The organism is Pseudorhodobacter wandonensis, from assembly GCF_001202035.1.
Lineage (GTDB): Bacteria > Pseudomonadota > Alphaproteobacteria > Rhodobacterales > Rhodobacteraceae > Pseudorhodobacter > Pseudorhodobacter wandonensis.
This window is the reverse complement of sequence record NZ_LGHT01000031.1, coordinates 53,162-69,664: the sequence shown is the minus strand read 5'-3', so window position 1 is coordinate 69,664 and position 16,503 is coordinate 53,162. Positions and strand designations below refer to the sequence as shown.

17 protein-coding genes are annotated in these 16,503 nt (G+C 59.0%); 5 read left to right on the top strand and 12 right to left on the bottom strand.

The window, feature by feature from the left end; genetic code table 11:
- Positions 1–47 precede the first annotated feature (47 nt).
- Genes lhgO through AKU79_RS08955 form a run of 3 tightly spaced genes read left to right on the top strand, consistent with a single transcriptional unit; the run spans position 48 to position 4,296 of the window.
- Entirely contained in the window at positions 48–1,247 is a 1,200-nt protein-coding gene (lhgO, locus tag AKU79_RS08965) for an L-2-hydroxyglutarate oxidase (protein ID WP_050523256.1), read from the top strand.
- Positions 1,247–3,007, top strand: a complete 1,761-nt coding sequence (locus tag AKU79_RS08960) for a sensor histidine kinase (protein WP_050523255.1) — start codon at positions 1,247–1,249, stop codon at positions 3,005–3,007. Before lhgO ends, AKU79_RS08960 begins: the two co-directional genes overlap by 1 nt.
- Complete coding sequence (locus tag AKU79_RS08955; protein ID WP_050523254.1) at positions 3,004–4,296, top strand: sigma-54-dependent transcriptional regulator; 1,293 nt, start codon at positions 3,004–3,006, stop codon at positions 4,294–4,296. Before AKU79_RS08960 ends, AKU79_RS08955 begins: the two co-directional genes overlap by 4 nt.
- A 59-nt stretch (positions 4,297–4,355) precedes the next feature.
- Here AKU79_RS08955 and AKU79_RS08950 read toward each other — a convergent pair whose 3' ends face one another.
- Together AKU79_RS08950 and AKU79_RS08945 are read right to left on the bottom strand one after the other, a co-directional pair.
- Positions 4,356–5,126, bottom strand: a complete 771-nt coding sequence (locus AKU79_RS08950) for an EcsC family protein (protein ID WP_050523253.1) — start codon at positions 5,124–5,126, stop codon at positions 4,356–4,358.
- 59 nt (positions 5,127–5,185) lie between these two features.
- Positions 5,186–5,674 (bottom strand): GNAT family N-acetyltransferase, encoded by a 489-nt coding sequence (locus AKU79_RS08945; protein WP_050523252.1) that lies wholly within the window; start codon positions 5,672–5,674, stop codon positions 5,186–5,188.
- A gap of 158 nt (positions 5,675–5,832) precedes the next feature.
- Here AKU79_RS08945 and AKU79_RS08940 point away from each other — a divergent pair, with 158 nt between their 5' ends.
- Entirely contained in the window at positions 5,833–6,693 is an 861-nt protein-coding gene (locus tag AKU79_RS08940) for an S-methyl-5'-thioadenosine phosphorylase (RefSeq protein ID WP_156209640.1), read from the top strand.
- A gap of 28 nt (positions 6,694–6,721) precedes the next feature.
- Positions 6,722–7,255 carry an adenine phosphoribosyltransferase gene (locus tag AKU79_RS08935; protein ID WP_050523486.1) on the top strand — a complete coding sequence of 178 codons (534 nt, stop codon included), beginning with the start codon at positions 6,722–6,724 and terminating at the stop codon, positions 7,253–7,255.
- 225 nt (positions 7,256–7,480) lie between these two features.
- On the opposite strand, the gene AKU79_RS08930 is transcribed toward AKU79_RS08935, so the two are convergent.
- From AKU79_RS08930 to coxB, 10 genes are all read right to left on the bottom strand, one after another.
- The gene (locus tag AKU79_RS08930) at positions 7,481–8,899 is read right to left on the bottom strand and encodes an FAD-binding oxidoreductase (protein ID WP_050523251.1); all 1,419 of its coding nucleotides are present in this window, start codon (positions 8,897–8,899) and stop codon (positions 7,481–7,483) included.
- A 48-nt stretch (positions 8,900–8,947) separates the two neighbouring features.
- On the bottom strand, positions 8,948–9,535 hold the full coding sequence (locus tag AKU79_RS08925; RefSeq protein ID WP_050523250.1) for a GNAT family N-acetyltransferase: 588 nt from the start codon (positions 9,533–9,535) through the stop codon (positions 8,948–8,950).
- Positions 9,535–10,794 carry a M16 family metallopeptidase gene (locus AKU79_RS08920; RefSeq protein ID WP_050523249.1) on the bottom strand — a complete coding sequence of 420 codons (1,260 nt, stop codon included), beginning with the start codon at positions 10,792–10,794 and terminating at the stop codon, positions 9,535–9,537. The genes AKU79_RS08925 and AKU79_RS08920 overlap by 1 nt, the downstream gene beginning before the upstream one ends.
- Entirely contained in the window at positions 10,791–12,176 is a 1,386-nt protein-coding gene (thrC, locus tag AKU79_RS08915) for a threonine synthase (RefSeq protein ID WP_050523248.1), read from the bottom strand. Before thrC ends, AKU79_RS08920 begins: the two co-directional genes overlap by 4 nt.
- Positions 12,177–12,188: 12 nt before the next feature.
- The gene (locus AKU79_RS08910) at positions 12,189–12,860 is read right to left on the bottom strand and encodes an SURF1 family protein (RefSeq protein WP_050523247.1); all 672 of its coding nucleotides are present in this window, start codon (positions 12,858–12,860) and stop codon (positions 12,189–12,191) included.
- A gap of 81 nt (positions 12,861–12,941) precedes the next feature.
- On the bottom strand, positions 12,942–13,742 hold the full coding sequence (locus tag AKU79_RS08905) for a cytochrome c oxidase subunit 3 (RefSeq protein ID WP_050523246.1): 801 nt from the start codon (positions 13,740–13,742) through the stop codon (positions 12,942–12,944).
- Between the two features lie 53 nt (positions 13,743–13,795).
- Positions 13,796–14,368 carry a cytochrome c oxidase assembly protein gene (locus AKU79_RS08900; RefSeq protein ID WP_050523245.1) on the bottom strand — a complete coding sequence of 191 codons (573 nt, stop codon included), beginning with the start codon at positions 14,366–14,368 and terminating at the stop codon, positions 13,796–13,798.
- Positions 14,365–14,544 (bottom strand): hypothetical protein, encoded by a 180-nt coding sequence (locus AKU79_RS08895; RefSeq protein WP_050523244.1) that lies wholly within the window; start codon positions 14,542–14,544, stop codon positions 14,365–14,367. Before AKU79_RS08895 ends, AKU79_RS08900 begins: the two co-directional genes overlap by 4 nt.
- A gap of 1 nt (position 14,545) precedes the next feature.
- The gene (cyoE, locus tag AKU79_RS08890) at positions 14,546–15,478 is read right to left on the bottom strand and encodes a heme o synthase (protein ID WP_050523243.1); all 933 of its coding nucleotides are present in this window, start codon (positions 15,476–15,478) and stop codon (positions 14,546–14,548) included.
- Between the two features lie 85 nt (positions 15,479–15,563).
- Positions 15,564–16,439: a cytochrome c oxidase subunit II gene (coxB, locus tag AKU79_RS08885; RefSeq protein WP_050523485.1), complete on the bottom strand. Its 876-nt coding sequence runs from the start codon at positions 16,437–16,439 to the stop codon at positions 15,564–15,566.
- Positions 16,440–16,503 lie beyond the last annotated feature (64 nt).

Below are 16,503 nucleotides of genomic sequence, written 5' to 3'. Positions count from 1 at the left end.
TGCAAAACCCCCGGCGCCTGCCACGAACCCCAATTCCGGAGCCAATAATGCCCCAAACAACAGATTTTGCCATCACCGGCGGCGGTATTGTCGGCCTCGCCACGGCCCTTGACCTGCAATCGCGCCACCCTACGGCCCGTATCACCCTGCTGGAAAAAGAACCCCGCCCCGCGCTGCATCAAACCGGCCGCAACTCGGGTGTCATTCACGCCGGCGTCTATTACGCCCCCGGCAGCCTCAAGGCCCGTTTCTGCGCCCTCGGCGTGCAAGCCTCGCATGATTTCTGCGCCGAACACGGCATTCCGACCCAAAACTGCGGCAAGCTGATCGTTGCCACGAATGAGGCCGAGCTCACCCGCATGGCCACACTCGAATCGCGCGCCCGTGCCAATGGCATCAAGATAGAGCGCCTCTCGGCCAAGGAAGCGCAGACCTTGGAACCCAACATCTCCTCCACCGGCGCGCTGCTCTCGCCCACCACGGGCATCGTTGATTTCGGCTTGGTCGCGCAGAAAATGGCTGAAATCTTTACCAGCCGCGGCGGCGACATCCTCCTTAACACCCGTGTCACCGGGGGTAACGAAGCGCCGCAATCTGTCACACTACACACCGGCCAAGGCACGCTTTCGGCTGGCAAGGCCGTGTTCTGCGCCGGCCTGCACGCCGACCGCCTTGCCCGCAGCTTCGGCGCCGACATCGCCTTTCGCATCATCCCGTTTCGCGGCGACTATTTCGCGATCAAGAACCAACCTGACGATCTGGTCCAACACCTCATCTATCCCGTCCCCGACCCCGAGCGCCCCTTCCTCGGTGTCCACCTGACCCGCAAAATGAACGGCGGTTTCACCGTAGGCCCCTCGGCGGTGCTGGCCGGTGCGCGCGAAGGGTATGGCAAATTCAACCTGAACGCCGCCGATCTCGCCTCGGCCCTGACCTACCCCGGATTTTGGAAACTGCTTGCCAAAAACGCGGCCTCAGCCGTGGATGAACTTAGCGCCTCGCTGCTTAAATCCCTCTACCTGAAAAAGGTACAGAAATACTGCCCCCGCATCACGCTGGATGATCTCGCGCCCTATAAATCGGGTGTGCGCGCGCAGGCCGTGGCCGAAAATGGCAAAATCATCGACGACTTCCTTTTTGCCCAAACCCGTCACAGCCTTCACGTTTGCAATGCACCGTCGCCCGCAGCTACATCGGCCATCCCGATCGGCCGCTATATTGCCGATCAGCTGCTTGACGCCGGATAATGCGCCCCAAACTGACAGGTCAGCGCACGCTATGGGCCGCATTCGCGCTGGCCCTTTGCGCGGCGCTGCTGACCTATCACTTCACCCACCGCGCAAGCGAGACTGCCCTGCGCGCCCAGCTTGACCAATCCTTGATTCTGACTGCCCGCGCAGTTGAAACCGAAATCGCGCGCTACGGCTCGCTTCCGGGCATCGCGGCTCAGGACGCCCGCATCCTCGCCGCGCTGGCCGCGCCGCAAAACGCCGCAAATCAGGCCATAGCCAACCGCTATCTGGCCAAGGTCGGGCAAATGTCGGGGGCGGCGCAGCTGTTCCTGATGGGGGCCGATGGCACCACAATCGCCGCCTCGAACTACGACACCGAGCAAAGCCTGGTCGGCAAGAACTACAGCTTCCGCCCCTATTTTCAGGCAGCGATGCAAGGCCAACATGGCCGGTTCTATGCCATCGGGGTCACGACTGGCCTGCCTGGCTACTTCCTCTCCAGTCCGGTAACTTACGGGGCAGCAAGTGGCGCTTTGGTGGTCAAAGTAGACCTGACCCCGCTTCAGGCCACATGGTCGCGCGCAGGGCTTTCCATGGCCATCACCGATCAGGATGGTGTCGCGTTTTTGTCCGGTGCGCCGGAATGGCTCTACCGCCCCACCTTGCCGCTTGGCCCCGAAACCCTTGCACGCATCCGCGCGTCCCGTACCTATGACGGCGTCGATCTGGCACCATCACAGGCTATCCTTACCGCGCCCGACCACGCCATTTCGGCCAAAGGCCCGATGCTGATCCGCACACGCCCGCTGACCGATGACGGTTGGACCTTACTGACCGGCGCCCCCCTTGCCCCCGTCACCACCACGGCCACCCTTTCCGCCTTCGGGGCCGCACTTTTAGCTCTGCTTGCCACCGGTTTGGCCAAAATCGCCAATCAGCGCCGCCAGCTCGTGGCCCTGCGCCTGCGCCAAAACGCACTGCTCGAGGCGCGGGTGACCGAACGCACACGCGATCTGGCGCATGAGGTCCAAGCCCGTCGCCAAACCGAAGCCGAACTGCGCGCCGCCCAAGACGGCCTGATCCATTCTGAAAAAATGGCTGCGCTCGGCCGTATGTCCGCCGCTATCGTGCATGAAATCAGCCAACCTCTGGCGGCAATGGAGGCCACACTTGGCGCTGCTGAAATAGCGCTGCCCGCAGGGCAAGAGAAAACCCAGACACGTATCGCTACCGCCCGCGGCCTGATCCGCCGTATGCAACGCACGACCAAACATCTGAAAAGCTTTAGCCGCAAAGAGCAAGGCGAACTCGCGCTGATAGACATTTCGCACGCCATTGAAAACGCAATTGAACTTACCGCGCCACGCGCCAAGGCGATTGGCGTCTCACCGCAGTTTATTGCGCCGCTTGCGTCAGTTCATGTCCGCGCGGGTGCTATCCGGATGGAACAAGTTCTCGTCAACCTTCTGCTCAACGCGCTCGACGCGGTTGAAGGCAAGCCCGACGCCCGGATCACCGTGACAGCCGAGCAAGCGGCCCTGACAACCATCCGTGTCACCGATACCGGCACTGGCATCGCCTCTGCCGACTTGCCCCGCATCACCGAGCCCTTCTTTTCAACCAAGATCACCGGCGAGGGCCTTGGCCTCGGGCTTTCCATTTCCCAGGCCATCGTGCAAGAATTTGGGGGCGAAATCAGAATATCCTCTGATATCGGCACTGGCACCACTGTCACCGTTACCCTGCCCACGCCGCAAACCACAGGCCCCATATGACCGTTTTTGTCGTCGATGATGATGCAGACCACCTTGCCGCGCTATGCGACCTCATCGAGGTTGGCGGCCACAGCGCCACCGGCTTTCTGCATGCCAAAGATGCTGTCGCCGCCGCATCTGATACCCCGCCCAAGGCAATTCTAACCGATTTGCGAATGCCGGGAATGGATGGCATGGCGCTGACCGAGGCCGTGGCGGCATTGGACGCCGACATCCCGGTGATTATGTTGACCGGCCATGGCGATGTCGCTGCGGCCGTTCGGGCCATTCAGGCGGGGGCCGAGGATTTTCTGGAAAAGCCTTACGACGCGCAGCATCTGTTGTCGGTATTAAACCGCACCTTGCGCGCGCAGGCCACGCGGGCCGAACTGGCGCGCCTGCAATCCGAGTTGTCGCAAAAGTCCGATTCCATTCTGGGTGAAAGTGCCGCTCTCGTGAAACTGCGTGAACAGATTTCTGCCATTGCGCCGCTGAATATCGACGTCATCCTGACGGGCGAAACCGGCACCGGCAAAGAACTGTGCGCCCGCGCCCTTCATGCCGCCAGCCTCCGCGCCACTGGCCCTTATATCGCGCTAAACTGCGCCGCCCTGCCCGAATCCCTGTTCGAGCTAGAGGTTTTTGGCCATGCCGCCGCTGCCTTTCCGGGGGCGATTGAAAAGCCGGGCAAGCTTGAGGCGGCCAATGGCGGCACGCTGGTTCTGGATGAAATTGAGGCTATGCCGATGCAAGTGCAGGCCAAGCTGTTACGCGCGCTGCAGGAACGTCATATCGAACGGCTGGGTGAAAACCGCCTGCGCCCGCTGGATCTGCGCATCATAGCCACTGCGAAAACCGATCTGCGACAGGCCATTGCCGAAAACCGCTTTCGCGCCGACTTGTTCTATCGCCTGAATGGTGCCGAGTTGTGCCTGCCGCCTTTGCGCGGGCTTGGCCCCGACATCACGTTAATTTTTGCCCATTACGCCAATCTTGCCGCCCGCCTTTATGGCCGCAGCGCGCCCGATATTGGCATCTCTTTGCGCCGTGATCTGCAGCGCCATGACTGGCCCGGCAATGTCCGAGAATTGAAAACCGCGGCTGAACGTCTGGCGCTTGGCCTCGGCCCGTCGGTGCCACACGTCTCTCAGGCCCAGACCCTGCCCGAGCGGATTGCTGAATATGAGGCCCGCGAAATTTCGGCTGCACTTGACCGTTTCAACCAATCGGTAGAGCGCGCGGCTCAATCTTTGGGCATCCCGCGCCGCACCTTGGCCGATAAGATGGCCCGCTACGGGATCAAGGATTAAAGCATTTCGCGCCCTAATTTGCATTTGCAAAAACACTGGGGCAAAAAACACTTGCGACCCTATTTCGCAATCGTCAGCGCCCGCAACTCTTTCTCAAAAGCCATCCGCACAGGTTCGGCCCCATGCAGAACCGTCAGCCGCAGCAGAGCAAACCGAATATGCGCCAGCTCGCGGTAATGCGTTAAAAAGGCCGCGTTCAGCCCCGCGCCCGTCACAGCCCCCAATACCGGCACCGCCTGCGCAGCCAGCTTTTGGCTAAGCACAGCGGCAAACTTGGGCACGATTTTGGCCAGCAACTTGTGCACAGCGGGGCCAGATAGCGCCATCCTCGCGCTGATAAATGAGGTGTTGATGCCGTCGTCATCATCCATAGGGCCACCGGCCAACAACACCCGCAATGCTTCGGCCCGCACCTCTGGTAAGTTGGTATCAAAGCCCTCTGCCTCGGCCGCGCGCAAAATTGCGTGCAATATCACGGTGATCGTCACCGGCAACTCGGCCAAAGCCGTCATAACCCCACCCGCGCCACCCAATGCGCCGGTAAAGGCCGCAAGCGCGGGTGCGGCGCGTGGGCCTAAATCAGGCGCATGCTTTCCGTGGCCTGCAACCGTAACTGCGCGGGTCAGCGCCTCGGTCGTCACGCGTTCAATCTGTTGGCGCAGACCTTTGGGCAAATGCGCCATCTGACCTTCGATCTGGCCACCAAACTTGTTAATGACCCGCATCAGCAAACCATTGGCCCGCCGCTGCCGCGCGGCGAGCAAGGCAATCTCTAGCCCCGGATCAGGGATAGGTTCGCTTGGCACAGGGTAGGTGACATCTTGCTCCATCCTGCCAAAGTAATGCGCAGAACGGGGCAAAACAAGTCGGACAGAAGCGACCCCTTAGCTTAGGTCGAGGCCCGCATAACATCGCCCGTGACGCCGTCCCACGCCCCCTCTTGCAACGCCAGCCCCAAAACGCGATCAGGGTTGGTCGGCGGCGGCATGACAACGCCTTGCAATTTGGCAAAGCCAAAACGCTGGTAATAGGGCGCATCGCCCACCAAAAGCACCCGCGCCCAGCCCAATCGCTCTGCCCGCGCCAGACTTTCGGTCATCAGCAATGCCCCCAGCCCTTCGCCCTGCCGCGTTGGATGCACGGCAATCGGGCCCAACAGCAGAATATCCTGACCGCCCACCAAAGCCGGCCAAAACCGGATTGCCGCCGCCAAAACCCCGTCGGCATCGCGCAAAACAAGGCACAACTCGGCTATCGTCGGCACGCCGTCGCGCAACCGATACGAAGACAGCGCCGTCCGCCCCGGCGCAAAGCACAGATCGTAAAGGCCCTCGACCTCCCACCAATCTGCCTTGGTCTCTTGCTCCAGCCGGTACAAACCTGCACCCTCCGCCTTTGGTGCCCAAAACTGCTTTGGGGCTTTGCATGCAAACCCTAATCCTTTCTGTTGCGCAACCGGTTTTTTTGCCCTTTCCCGCCCGTCACTTGGCGACTAACCTGTCAATCAATGCAGTTTGGCCAGCCAAGGTTAATATGATGAAAACGATGATCGGTGTGATCGGCGGCTCGGGCCTATATGAAATCGACGGATTGGAAGACGCATCTTGGGTCAAGGTTGAAACGCCTTGGGGCCAACCGTCTGATCAGGTTCTGACGGGCCGGTTGGGCGGCGTTCAGATGGCGTTTTTGCCCAGCCACGGCCGCGGCCACCGGCTGTCGCCCACCGATGTGCCATATCGCGCCAATATCGACGCGCTCAAACGCCTGGGTTGCACCGATGTTATTTCGGTTTCCGCCTGCGGGTCGCTGCGCGAAGATTACGCGCCGGGCGACTTTGTGATCGTCGATCAGTTCATCGACCGCACATTCGCGCGGGAAAAGTCTTTCTTTGGAACGGGTTGCGTGGCACATGTATCGGTAGCCCACCCCACCTGCCCGCGCCTGTCCACAGCCTGCGCCCAAGCGGCGACCGGCGTGCGCGTGCATCAGGGCGGCACCTATCTGGCGATGGAGGGGCCACAGTTTTCCACGCTGGCCGAATCGAAACTCTACCGAGAGTGGGGCGCAGACGTGATCGGCATGACCAACATGCCCGAGGCCAAACTCGCACGCGAGGCCGAGCTGTGCTACGCCAGCGTGGCAATGGTCACTGACTATGATTGCTGGCATGAAAGCCATGGCGCGGTGGATGTGGCGCAGGTGATCGCCACGCTGACCGCCAATTCCGGCCAAGCCAAAGCAATGATCGCGGGGCTTCCTGCATTGCTGGGCGCGGCGCGCGCAGCATGCCTGCACGGCTGTGACCGTGCGCTTGACCATGCGATCATGACCGCGCCCTCAGCCCGCGACCCCGACCTGTTGGCCAAACTTGATGCCGTCGCAGGCCGCGTTCTTTGATCCGAATTCCGTGCAACAAAGGCCAATCATGACCAAAGCCGTCAAAGACTATATCCGCACCATCAATGACTTTCCGCATAAAGGTATCATGTTTCGCGATGTGACCACGCTTTTTGCCCACCCGCGCGGCTTTCGCATGGCGATTGACCAACTGCTGGCACCTTATGCCGGTACGCAGATTGACAAGGTGACCGGACTTGAGGCGCGGGGCTTTATCCTTGGTGGTGCTATCGCGCATCAATTATCGACCGGTTTTGTGCCGATCCGCAAACAAGGCAAGCTGCCTGGCCGCACCATCAGCCAGGACTATACGCTGGAATATGGCCAGGCCGTGGTCGAGGTACATGATGATGCCTTCAAACCCTGTGAAAAGGTGCTGCTGGTCGATGACTTGCTGGCCACCGGCGGCACGGCCGAAGCTGGAATCAAGCTGATCGAACGTCTGGGGGCCGAGGTAATCGGCTGCGCCTTTATTGTCGATTTGCCAGATCTGGGCGGACGTACCAAGCTTGAGAAAATGGGCATGGACGTACATGCGCTGTGTTCCTTTGGCGGGAAATAAGCACAATCCGGTAATCCTTTGGTAAGGGAATCACATTAGACATAAGGAACCGGGAAACTGGTCGCTGCTTGCAAAACACGTGACCACCTAACCCCAACCCCAGCCCTGCCGGTACACCCCGGCAGGGCATTTTCATGCGCGGGTAGGTACGCCACTTTTAGGACGTGTCCTGCGCCTGCGGTCGTGGGACTGCTGACGGACTTAGGTATTTGAACCAAGATGAAATCAGCCGGTTGTTCGCAAAACTGCGCCGGGGTTCATAATTCCGTTCGGATCAAGCGCTGCTTTGATCGCGCGCATCGCTGCCCGTTTTGCGGGATCGCCATATGTTTCAAGATCGTCGACCTTTAGCCGCCCGATACCATGTTCGGCGCTGACCGAGCCGCCACGAGCATGCGCCATGTCATGTACGATGGTCTTGATCGCTTTGGCTTGCGCCATATAGGGATCACGCGAATGGCCCAGCGGGGGAAAGACATTGTAGTGCAAATTGCCGTCGCCCAGATGGCCAAAGCAATTGATCCGCCAATCGCCCAAGCTGGCCAGCGCGGGGCCAGCCTCTGCAATAAAATCAGCAATCTCGCCCAGAGGCAGGGCGATATCATGGCTTGAGATTGACCCGATGCGGCGGTTGGCCTCGGGGATGTTTTCGCGCACGGACCAAAAATCGGCCCTTTGCGCCTGCGATTGCGCGATAAGCCCGTCTTGCACCAAGTCCGCGGCAAACGCCGCCGCAAACAGGCCTTCCAACGCCTCATCAGGGTTCAAACCGTCGGGCAATCCGACATCAATCAACACCATCCATTCCGGCGCCAGATCAAAGGGTTGGCGTTGATTTGGCATGGTTTCGGCCAGAAAGGCCAGCCCCATTCCCGAAATCAGTTCAAAGGCCGAGACCAGCCCCCCCAGGCGCGACTGAGCCAGTGCCAACAGCTCGAGCGCGGCTGCGGGGCTTGGCAGCACCATCAGCGCCGTTCCCATCGCCGCCGGGATTGGCGCCAGCTTCAGGCTTGCCGCTGTGATAACCCCCAGCGTGCCTTCGGCCCCCACCAAAAGATTGCGCAGGTCATAGCCGGTATTGTCTTTGCGCAACCGCTTTAACCCATGCCAAATGCTGCCATCCGGCAGCACCGCCTCTAGGCCAAGGCACAGATCGCGCGTGTTGCCATAGCGCAGCACATTCACGCCGCCCGCATTGGTTGACAGGTTTCCGCCGATCCGCGCCGTACCCTGACTGGCCAGCGACAGCGGAAACAGCCGGCCAACAGCGTCGGCCGCAGCTTGGACTTCGGCCAAAGTCGCACCTGCCTCAACCACAATCACATTTTCGGCAGGATGCACACTACGCACCGCCCGCATCCGTTCCAGCGATAAAACCAAAGGCAACGGCCCCGCGTCCATCACCTGCCCCAGCACCAGGCCCGTGCCACCGCCAAACGGCACCACGCCAACCCGCGCCGCGTTACATGCTTTGACGATCAAGGACACGTCCTGCACTGTACGTGGCCGCGCCACGCCGCCCGCATGGCCACCTACGCGCCCGCGCGGATCGACCAGATATCTCGGCTCAGCCGGACCGATCGTATCTTTTGGCAGCTGCGCAGCCAATGCGTCCATAAATGCAGGATCGGCGGGGTTCAGCATAGTCAACTCCTGTATGAACCACTGATAAGGCAGGAAAAGCCTTGCAAGTTACAACCCCGCAGTTGTGCGCCCCCGTCGGTCATTGCGCAAATTGGCATAAAGCACATGGGTTCGCCACCGCCCCGAGATTTGCAAATAACTTTGCGCCACGCCTTCGTATTTAAAGCCGGTCTTTTCCAAAACCCCGCGCGAGGCGCTGTTTTCGGGCAGGCACGCAGCCTCGACACGGCTTAGATCAAGATGGGCAAAGGCATGGTGCACCATCGCCAACAATGCTTCGCGCATATAGCCATGCCGCGCAAAGGGCTGGCCGATCCAATAGCCAATTGTCGCAGCCTGTGCTGGCCCGCGGCGAATGTTATCCAGCGTGATCGCGCCCAAAAGCGCCCCATCCTCGCGGCGCTCCAGCAGCATCGGCAGGGCCGTCCCTTGCGTTTGCGCCCGCGCCGCCCAGTACACACGGTTGGTAAAGGACCGGCGCGACAAATGGTCATGTGCCCAATCCGGCTCCCACGGGGTCAGGAACGCCGCACTTTCCGCGCGCAGGTCAGACCAGGCATTCCAGTCACTGTGGCCAGGCAGGCGTAGTGTCATCCGCTCTGTTTCAATGCGAATCTTGCGTCGAAAGCCGAACATCAAAGAGCAAGCCCGCGCTTGATCTCCTCTAGCCCCGGCGCATTGCCAACGGGACCATACAGCGCCAAAGCCACGTCTGCCCCGATCATCTCGCCCGCATAGCGGCGCACATCAGCGGTGGTCACAGCGTCAATCTTTTCAACCGCTTCCTCGGGTGTCGGCACGCGGCCCCAAATCGCCAGCAAGCGCGCAAGCCGCTCGGCACGGCTTGACGGGCTTTCCAACCCCATCAGCAAACCTGCCTTCAACTGCACCCTTGCGCGGGCCACCTCGGCCTCGGACATATCACTGCTGGCGCGTTTCAATTCATCCAAAGTGATTGCGGTCAGATCGCTGATTTCTTCCTCGGACGTGCCCGCATAGATCGTAATCTGGCCGGCATCTTCATAGGCGCCCGATTGCGCAAAAATCGAATAGCAAAGCCCACGTTCTTCACGCACCTTTTGGAACAACCGGCTCGACATGCCGCCCCCCAATGCCATCGCATAAATCTGCGCGGTATAGACATCGGGCGAGCGATACCCCGGCGCGTCAAAGGCCAGCGCGAAATGCACTTGCTCTAGCGCCTTGTTTTCCCGCCGCTCGGCCCCCTTGAACTGTGCCGGTTGAATAAGCCCGCCGCCCACCGCCTTTTGGCCACCAAACAACGCTTCAGCCTGTGCGACAATCGCGTCATGGTCCACCGCACCTGCAGCCGAAAGGATCATCCGGTCGGGGCTGTAATGCTTGGCGACAAAGTCGGTCAAATCAGCGCGGCTAAAGCTGGAAACCCGTTCGGCTGGCCCCAAAATCGTGCGGCCAAAGGGTTGGTCAGGGTAGCAGGCTTCTTGCAGCCAGTCGAAAACGATATCATCCGGCGTATCCAACGCCTGCCCGATTTCCTGCAAAATCACATGGCGTTCGATCTCAATCTCTTTGGGGTCAAAAACCGGATTCAACACGATATCGCCGATGACATCCAGCGCCAGCGCCACGTCATCTTTCAGCACGCGCGCGTAATAGGCCGTCATTTCGCGGCTGGTATAGGCGTTTATAAACCCGCCAACATCCTCAATTTCCTCGGCAATCTGCAAGCTGCTACGCTTTTCGGTTCCCTTGAACGCCATATGCTCCAGAAAATGCGCAATGCCGTTTTCCTCGGCCAGCTCATGCCGGCCGCCTGCTGTAATCCAGATGCCGACACTGGCAGATTGCAGGCCGGGCATCGCTTCGGTCACAATGCGAAACCCGTTTGGCAAGGTCGTCAGGCGGCTGGTCAATTGGCAATCCCTTCGCGGATATGCGCCTGAAGCGCAGCAAGATCATTTGGCAAGCGCGTCACACGTTCATCCCGGTCAAACAAATCGGCCATCCGCACGGGCAAGCAGGGCCGTTTGCCCATAGCCGCCTCAACCGCATCGGGGAATTTTGCCGGATGCGCCGTGGCAAGGGTAATCATCGGGGTCGCCCCCAGATGCTCGGCCGCTACCTTAACCCCGACCGCCGAATGCGGGCAAAGCACCTCGCCCGTTGCAGCAAAGGCACTGCGAATCGTCGCGCGGGTTTCATCCTCATCGCAGCGCCCCGAAGCAAACTGCTCGCGCAACAATTCCAGCGCCCCTTGCGAAATCGTAAACCCGCCAGCCTTCAGCTCGGCCATCAAGGCCGAAACAGCCGCGCCATCGCGGCCATAGGCATCAAACAACACCCGCTCAAAGTTCGACGAGACCTGAATATCCATCGACGGGCTGATCGACGGCTTCACCCCGTCGGTCTTATAGGCACCCGTTTTCATTGCACGGTCCAGAATGTCGTTCTGGTTCGTCGCAATCACCAATTGCTCAATCGGCAAACCCATCTGCCGCGCGATATAGCCCGCGAAAATATCGCCGAAGTTCCCAGTTGGCACCGTAAAGCTAACTTTGCGATGCGGCGCACCTAGGCTGATCGCCGAGCTGAAATAATACACAACCTGCGCCAAAACCCGCGCCCAGTTGATACTGTTTACCCCAGCCAGACGCACCCCGTCACGGAATGCCAAATCATTGAACATATCTTTAACGCGGGCCTGACAATCGTCAAAATCGCCATCCATCGCAATCGCGCGCACGTTTGCCTCAACCGGCGTGGTCATCTGACGGCGCTGCACCTCAGACACCCGACCATGCGGATAAAGGATAAACACATCCACATTCGACAACCCGCGAAACGCCTCCATCGCGGCCGACCCGGTATCGCCCGAGGTCGCACCGACAATCGTGATCCGCTCACCCGATTTGGCCAAGGCGGCCTGCATCATCTGGCCGATCAACTGCATCGCGAAATCTTTGAACGCCAAGGTCGGGCCGTGAAACAGCTCTAGCAAGAAATGATTGGGCCCCAACTGCACCAAAGGCGCCCGCGCCTCATGGCCAAAACCGGCATAGGCCTTGGCGATCAGGTTGCGAAATTCATCCTCGGCAAAGGTGTCACCCAAAAACGGCCACATCACCCGAAATGCCACCTCTTCATAGGGCAGCCCCGCCAATGCCGCGATATCGGCCTTGTCCATGACCGGTACGGTTTCCGGCACATACAGCCCACCGTCACGCGCAAGCCCGGTCATCATCGCTTCCGAAAAGCTTAAAACAGGGGCCTGCCCCCGGGTTGAGATATACCGCATTGCAATGACTCCCTATTCCGCGTTCCGCCTCATACGCCACAGAAGCAGGCCTGTCATCCCCGCCCAGACCAGCGCAAGCAAAAACCACGTAATCGCATAGTTTAAATGATCATTCGTAACCGCCGAGCTATCCACCGGCATCGGTTCGATTCCATCACCTGTTTCCGATTTGGCAACAATCAGCAGTGGCTCGGCTTTCAGCGCTGCGGCCATCGCCGACAGGTCGCGGGCAAACCAAACCCCGGAGCGGGGGTCCGGCGGCGGGGTATAGCTGTCAACCTCATCAGGCCAAACCAGATTGCCCTCAACCTCCAACGCCCGCACTTCGCGCGGGACCCCGCGTGCGTCATCTACCAAGAACCCGCGATCCACCAACACGCGACGGCCCGTGTCAGTCTCAAGGACCGAAATCACGCGATACCCCGCCCCGAAATCCTTGCGGCTGACCAGAACGTCCAGCTCTTCACCGGTTAGCGCCCCCGATGCCTTTACCGGCAAGTATTTATCAATCACCGCATCAGGCGCCGCAGGCAAGGCCACAGGTGCTGCACCAATCCGCGCATCCATCTCGGCCAGAACCGTCTCTTTCCATGCCAATCGCTGCAATTGCCAAACGCCTAGCGACACCAGAACCGCGATTCCAAAGACGCCAAACAGCAAAGGCACAATCATCCGCCGCATCATCAAACCTGTCTCACTTGCTTTAATGCCAAAGGCGCGGCCCTTTCGGCCCGCGCCTCTCTTTTCATGCCCGTCGACTAGGGATCATTGGCCCCAAACGTATACTGCGGCAAACAAGAACAACCACACCACATCAACAAAGTGCCAGTACCAAGCGGCGGCTTCAAAGCCGATATGCTGCTCGGGTGTAAAGTGCCCTTTGTAAACACGGATCAGGCAGACCAACAAAAAGATCGTACCGATCAACACGTGAAAGCCGTGAAAGCCGGTCGCCATAAAGAAGTTCGCGCCATAGATATTGCCAGCGAAACCAAAGGCCGCGTGGGAATATTCATAGGCCTGCAACACGGTAAAGAACGCGCCCAAAATAACAGCCAAGATCAGGCCGCTTTTGATGTCTTTGCGGTTGTTTTCTTCGACCAGCGCATGGTGCGCCCAAGTTGCAGCCGCGCCAGAGCACAGCAAAATCAAGGTGTTGATCAGCGGCAAGTGCCATGGGTCAAAGGTTTCAATCCCGGCTGGTGGCCAAACGCCATCAACAGCAGGCGACAGCGGGCCCATCGGGTACATCGCATGCTTGAAGAACGACCAGAACCAAGCCGAAAAGAACATGACCTCGGACATGATGAACATGATGAAACCATAGCGCAGACCAATCCGCACCACAGGCGTATGGTCGCCAACAATGGCCTCATGCACCACCTCGGACCACCACGCGAACATAACATACAGCACCATGGCAAAGCCGATCAGCCCCATCCATGGGGCCGAGCCATGCATCCAAAGCACCGCACCGAACAGCATGATAAACGCGCCCGCAGCGCCCATGAATGGCCAGATAGATGGCGGCAGAATGTGGTAGTCGTGGTTCTTGGCGTGGGCCATGGTTGTCGTTCCCTCGTTTTAGGTACGCCGCGCTTAGCGCAGGTCGGTTTTTCTTAGTTTACGTTCTCGGGTGCGGTCGGGGCAAGGGCTGCTTGCTCTCCCACCGGCAATTCTGCTTCATGAAATGTGTAGGATAGCGTGATTTCATGAACATATTTCCCCTCGGAATCATTGACGATCTCGGGGTCTACGAAAAATGTCACAGGCATTTGCACACGCTCACCGGGTTGCAACACCTGCATGGTAAAGCAAAAACAGGCGATCTTGGTGAAATAGCCACCCGCTGTGTCGGGGGTAACGTTATAGCTGGCCTGCCCTGCGACGGCATGATCGGTCGGGTTATAAGCCTCATAAAACGCAAGGCCCGTTTCGCCGATCCGCACATCCATCGTGTTTTGCATGGGCTTGAATTCCCACGGCATTCCGCGTTCCAATGAGGCATCAAAGCGGATTTTCATGGTCCGGTCCAGAATAACATCCGACCCTTGGCTTGCCACAGACGTCGTGCCGGCAAAGCCCGTCACCTTGCAAAACCAGTTGTAAAACGGCACCGCCGCAAAAGACAAAGAGACCATCAGCACGGCGACAAAGCTAAGCTGTGCAGCAGTTTTCTGAATCGGGGTCATGGTTTTGCTACCTGAACAGTCTTGGCAGATGCCGCAGCTTCGGCATCCCCCATGTTTAGCACCTTGACCACCGTCAGGCCGAATACCAACGCCACAAAGGCCAGCAACACAAGGCCAAGGCCCACGTTGCGCCCAAGGCGGCGCTTGTGCAGCTCATGTTCAACGTCAAATGCCATGTTACCAGCCTCCAAGCCCGTAGGGTTTCAATGCGGCCTCAGCCAGAAACGCGCCAAAATGCAAGAACAGATAGAGCAGCGAGAACTTGAAGACCTGCTTTTCAACGGCATAGCTATCCGCCTCGGCCTGCACCTCATCGCGCCGCCAAATCCGCCACGCGCCCCAAAGGAAGCCCGCGTTCAGCAAGGCAGATACCGCCAGATACACCGGCCCGCCGATAGAGGTAAATCCCGCGCCAATCGCAAAGGGCACCAAGGCGATCGTATAGACCAGAATATGGTTTCGCGTGACCTTCTTGCCATGCGTCACCGTCAGCATCGGCACGCCGGCCTTGCTGTAATCTTCGTTCATGAACAGCGCCAAAGCCCAGAAATGCGGTGGCGTCCACATGAAAATCAGCATGAACATCAACACCGCTTCAACGGAAACGCTGCCCGTTACCGCCACCCAGCCGATCATGGGCGGAAAGGCACCCGCCGCCCCACCAATCACAATGTTCTGCGGGGTCGAGCGTTTCAGCCACATCGAATAGACAACGGCATAAAAGAAAATTGTAAAGGCCAGCAGCGCCGCCGCCAGCAGGTTCGCGGCCAGCGCCAGCATCACGACAGCAATGCCCGACAATGCCAAGCCAAAACCCAGCGCCTCTCTCGGTTGCACTTTGCCCGCAGGAATTGGCCGCTTGGCCGTGCGCTTCATAATCACGTCGATGTCGGCATCCCACCACATGTTCAGCGCACCCGAGGCCCCTGCCCCCAGCGCAATAAACAAGATCGAGGTCATCGCGACAAACGGATGCACCGTTCCCGGCGCGACCAGAACACCAACCAGCGCCGTAAAGACCACCAGCGACATCACACGCGGCTTCAGCAGCGCGACGTAATCGCCGAACCCCGCCTCTCCCGTTTGGTCAATTATGTGTGCATCAGGCATAGTCACAGTCCTTTGGTCTTTCATCCGCAGGGCCACCGCCCCGACAAGAAAAAGGGAAAGGGCCGCTGGCCCCTTCCCGTCGCTATCAGTTCGACGCAACTTTCACGGCTTGAACGCCGCCAAGGCTTGCTGTCTTTTCTTTTGCCAACCAAGCAGCATAATCCGCCTCGGAAACCACTTTTACAGTGATCGGCATATAGGCATGGTCCTTGCCGCACAGCGTGGTGCACTGGCCAAAATAGGTCCCGATATGATCGGCCTTGAACCACAGGTGGTTCAAACGACCCGGTACAGCCGAAGATTGCACGCCAAGCGCCGGAACCATCCACGCATGGATAACATCAGCGCCGGTCAGCTGCACAACAACCGTCTTGTTTACCGGAATAACCATCGCGGTATCGGTCGCCAGCAAGAATTCATCCTTGGTGTAGCCCGCTTCTTTCAACTCGGCCTCAACCTCGGCGTTCATGACTTTGCCATCACCGATCAGGAAGCTGTCAAAGGCAACGCCTTCATCGGGGTATTCATAGCTCCAATACCACTGGTTGCCTGTGACCTTTACAGTCACATCCGCTGCCGGAATTTCCTGCTGCTTGAACAGAACGGGCAGAGAAAACGCACCAATAAACACCAGGATCACAATCGGAACCAAGGTCCACGCCACTTCCAGCGGGCTGTTATGGGTGAACGTTGCAGGCACTTTGTTGCGCTTTTGGTTAAACCGGAAAGCAACAACCAGCAGCAAGGTCGTCACGAGCAATGTGATTACGCCAATAATTACCAACAAAAAGTGGTCAAGGCTGTGCACATCGCGTGCCAGCTCAGTCGCGGCAACCTGAAAACCGGTTCCCCCGGCCACTGGCTTGCCAACCAAGCCGCCCTCTTGTGCTGCGGCCATTCCGGCCGCAATCACTGTTCCAAAACTCGCGGCAATGCCGGAAAGACCTGTCATCATGCGCATATGCATATCCCGTTCGTTACGCGGCTCTTTATAGCCTGCATTTTTAGGCTTGCCCGACTCTTAG

What these genes read in the sequence shown, in the direction of transcription:
- lhgO (WP_050523256.1), top strand. Translation starts at nt 48, where the DNA reads ATGCCCCAAACAACAGATTTTGCCATCACCGGCGGCGGTATTGTCGGC.
- AKU79_RS08960 (WP_050523255.1), top strand. Translation starts at nt 1,247, where the DNA reads ATGCGCCCCAAACTGACAGGTCAGCGCACGCTATGGGCCGCATTCGCG.
- AKU79_RS08955 (WP_050523254.1), top strand. Translation starts at nt 3,004, where the DNA reads ATGACCGTTTTTGTCGTCGATGATGATGCAGACCACCTTGCCGCGCTA.
- AKU79_RS08950 (WP_050523253.1), bottom strand. Translation starts at nt 5,126, where the DNA reads ATGGAGCAAGATGTCACCTACCCTGTGCCAAGCGAACCTATCCCTGAT.
- AKU79_RS08940 (WP_156209640.1), top strand. Translation starts at nt 5,833, where the DNA reads ATGAAAACGATGATCGGTGTGATCGGCGGCTCGGGCCTATATGAAATC.
- AKU79_RS08935 (WP_050523486.1), top strand. Translation starts at nt 6,722, where the DNA reads ATGACCAAAGCCGTCAAAGACTATATCCGCACCATCAATGACTTTCCG.
- AKU79_RS08930 (WP_050523251.1), bottom strand. Translation starts at nt 8,899, where the DNA reads ATGCTGAACCCCGCCGATCCTGCATTTATGGACGCATTGGCTGCGCAG.
- AKU79_RS08925 (WP_050523250.1), bottom strand. Translation starts at nt 9,535, where the DNA reads ATGTTCGGCTTTCGACGCAAGATTCGCATTGAAACAGAGCGGATGACA.
- thrC (WP_050523248.1), bottom strand. Translation starts at nt 12,176, where the DNA reads ATGCGGTATATCTCAACCCGGGGGCAGGCCCCTGTTTTAAGCTTTTCG.
- AKU79_RS08910 (WP_050523247.1), bottom strand. Translation starts at nt 12,860, where the DNA reads ATGATGCGGCGGATGATTGTGCCTTTGCTGTTTGGCGTCTTTGGAATC.
- AKU79_RS08905 (WP_050523246.1), bottom strand. Translation starts at nt 13,742, where the DNA reads ATGGCCCACGCCAAGAACCACGACTACCACATTCTGCCGCCATCTATC.
- AKU79_RS08900 (WP_050523245.1), bottom strand. Translation starts at nt 14,368, where the DNA reads ATGACCCCGATTCAGAAAACTGCTGCACAGCTTAGCTTTGTCGCCGTG.
- AKU79_RS08895 (WP_050523244.1), bottom strand. Translation starts at nt 14,544, where the DNA reads ATGGCATTTGACGTTGAACATGAGCTGCACAAGCGCCGCCTTGGGCGC.
- cyoE (WP_050523243.1), bottom strand. Translation starts at nt 15,478, where the DNA reads ATGCCTGATGCACACATAATTGACCAAACGGGAGAGGCGGGGTTCGGC.
- coxB (WP_050523485.1), bottom strand. Translation starts at nt 16,439, where the DNA reads ATGCGCATGATGACAGGTCTTTCCGGCATTGCCGCGAGTTTTGGAACA.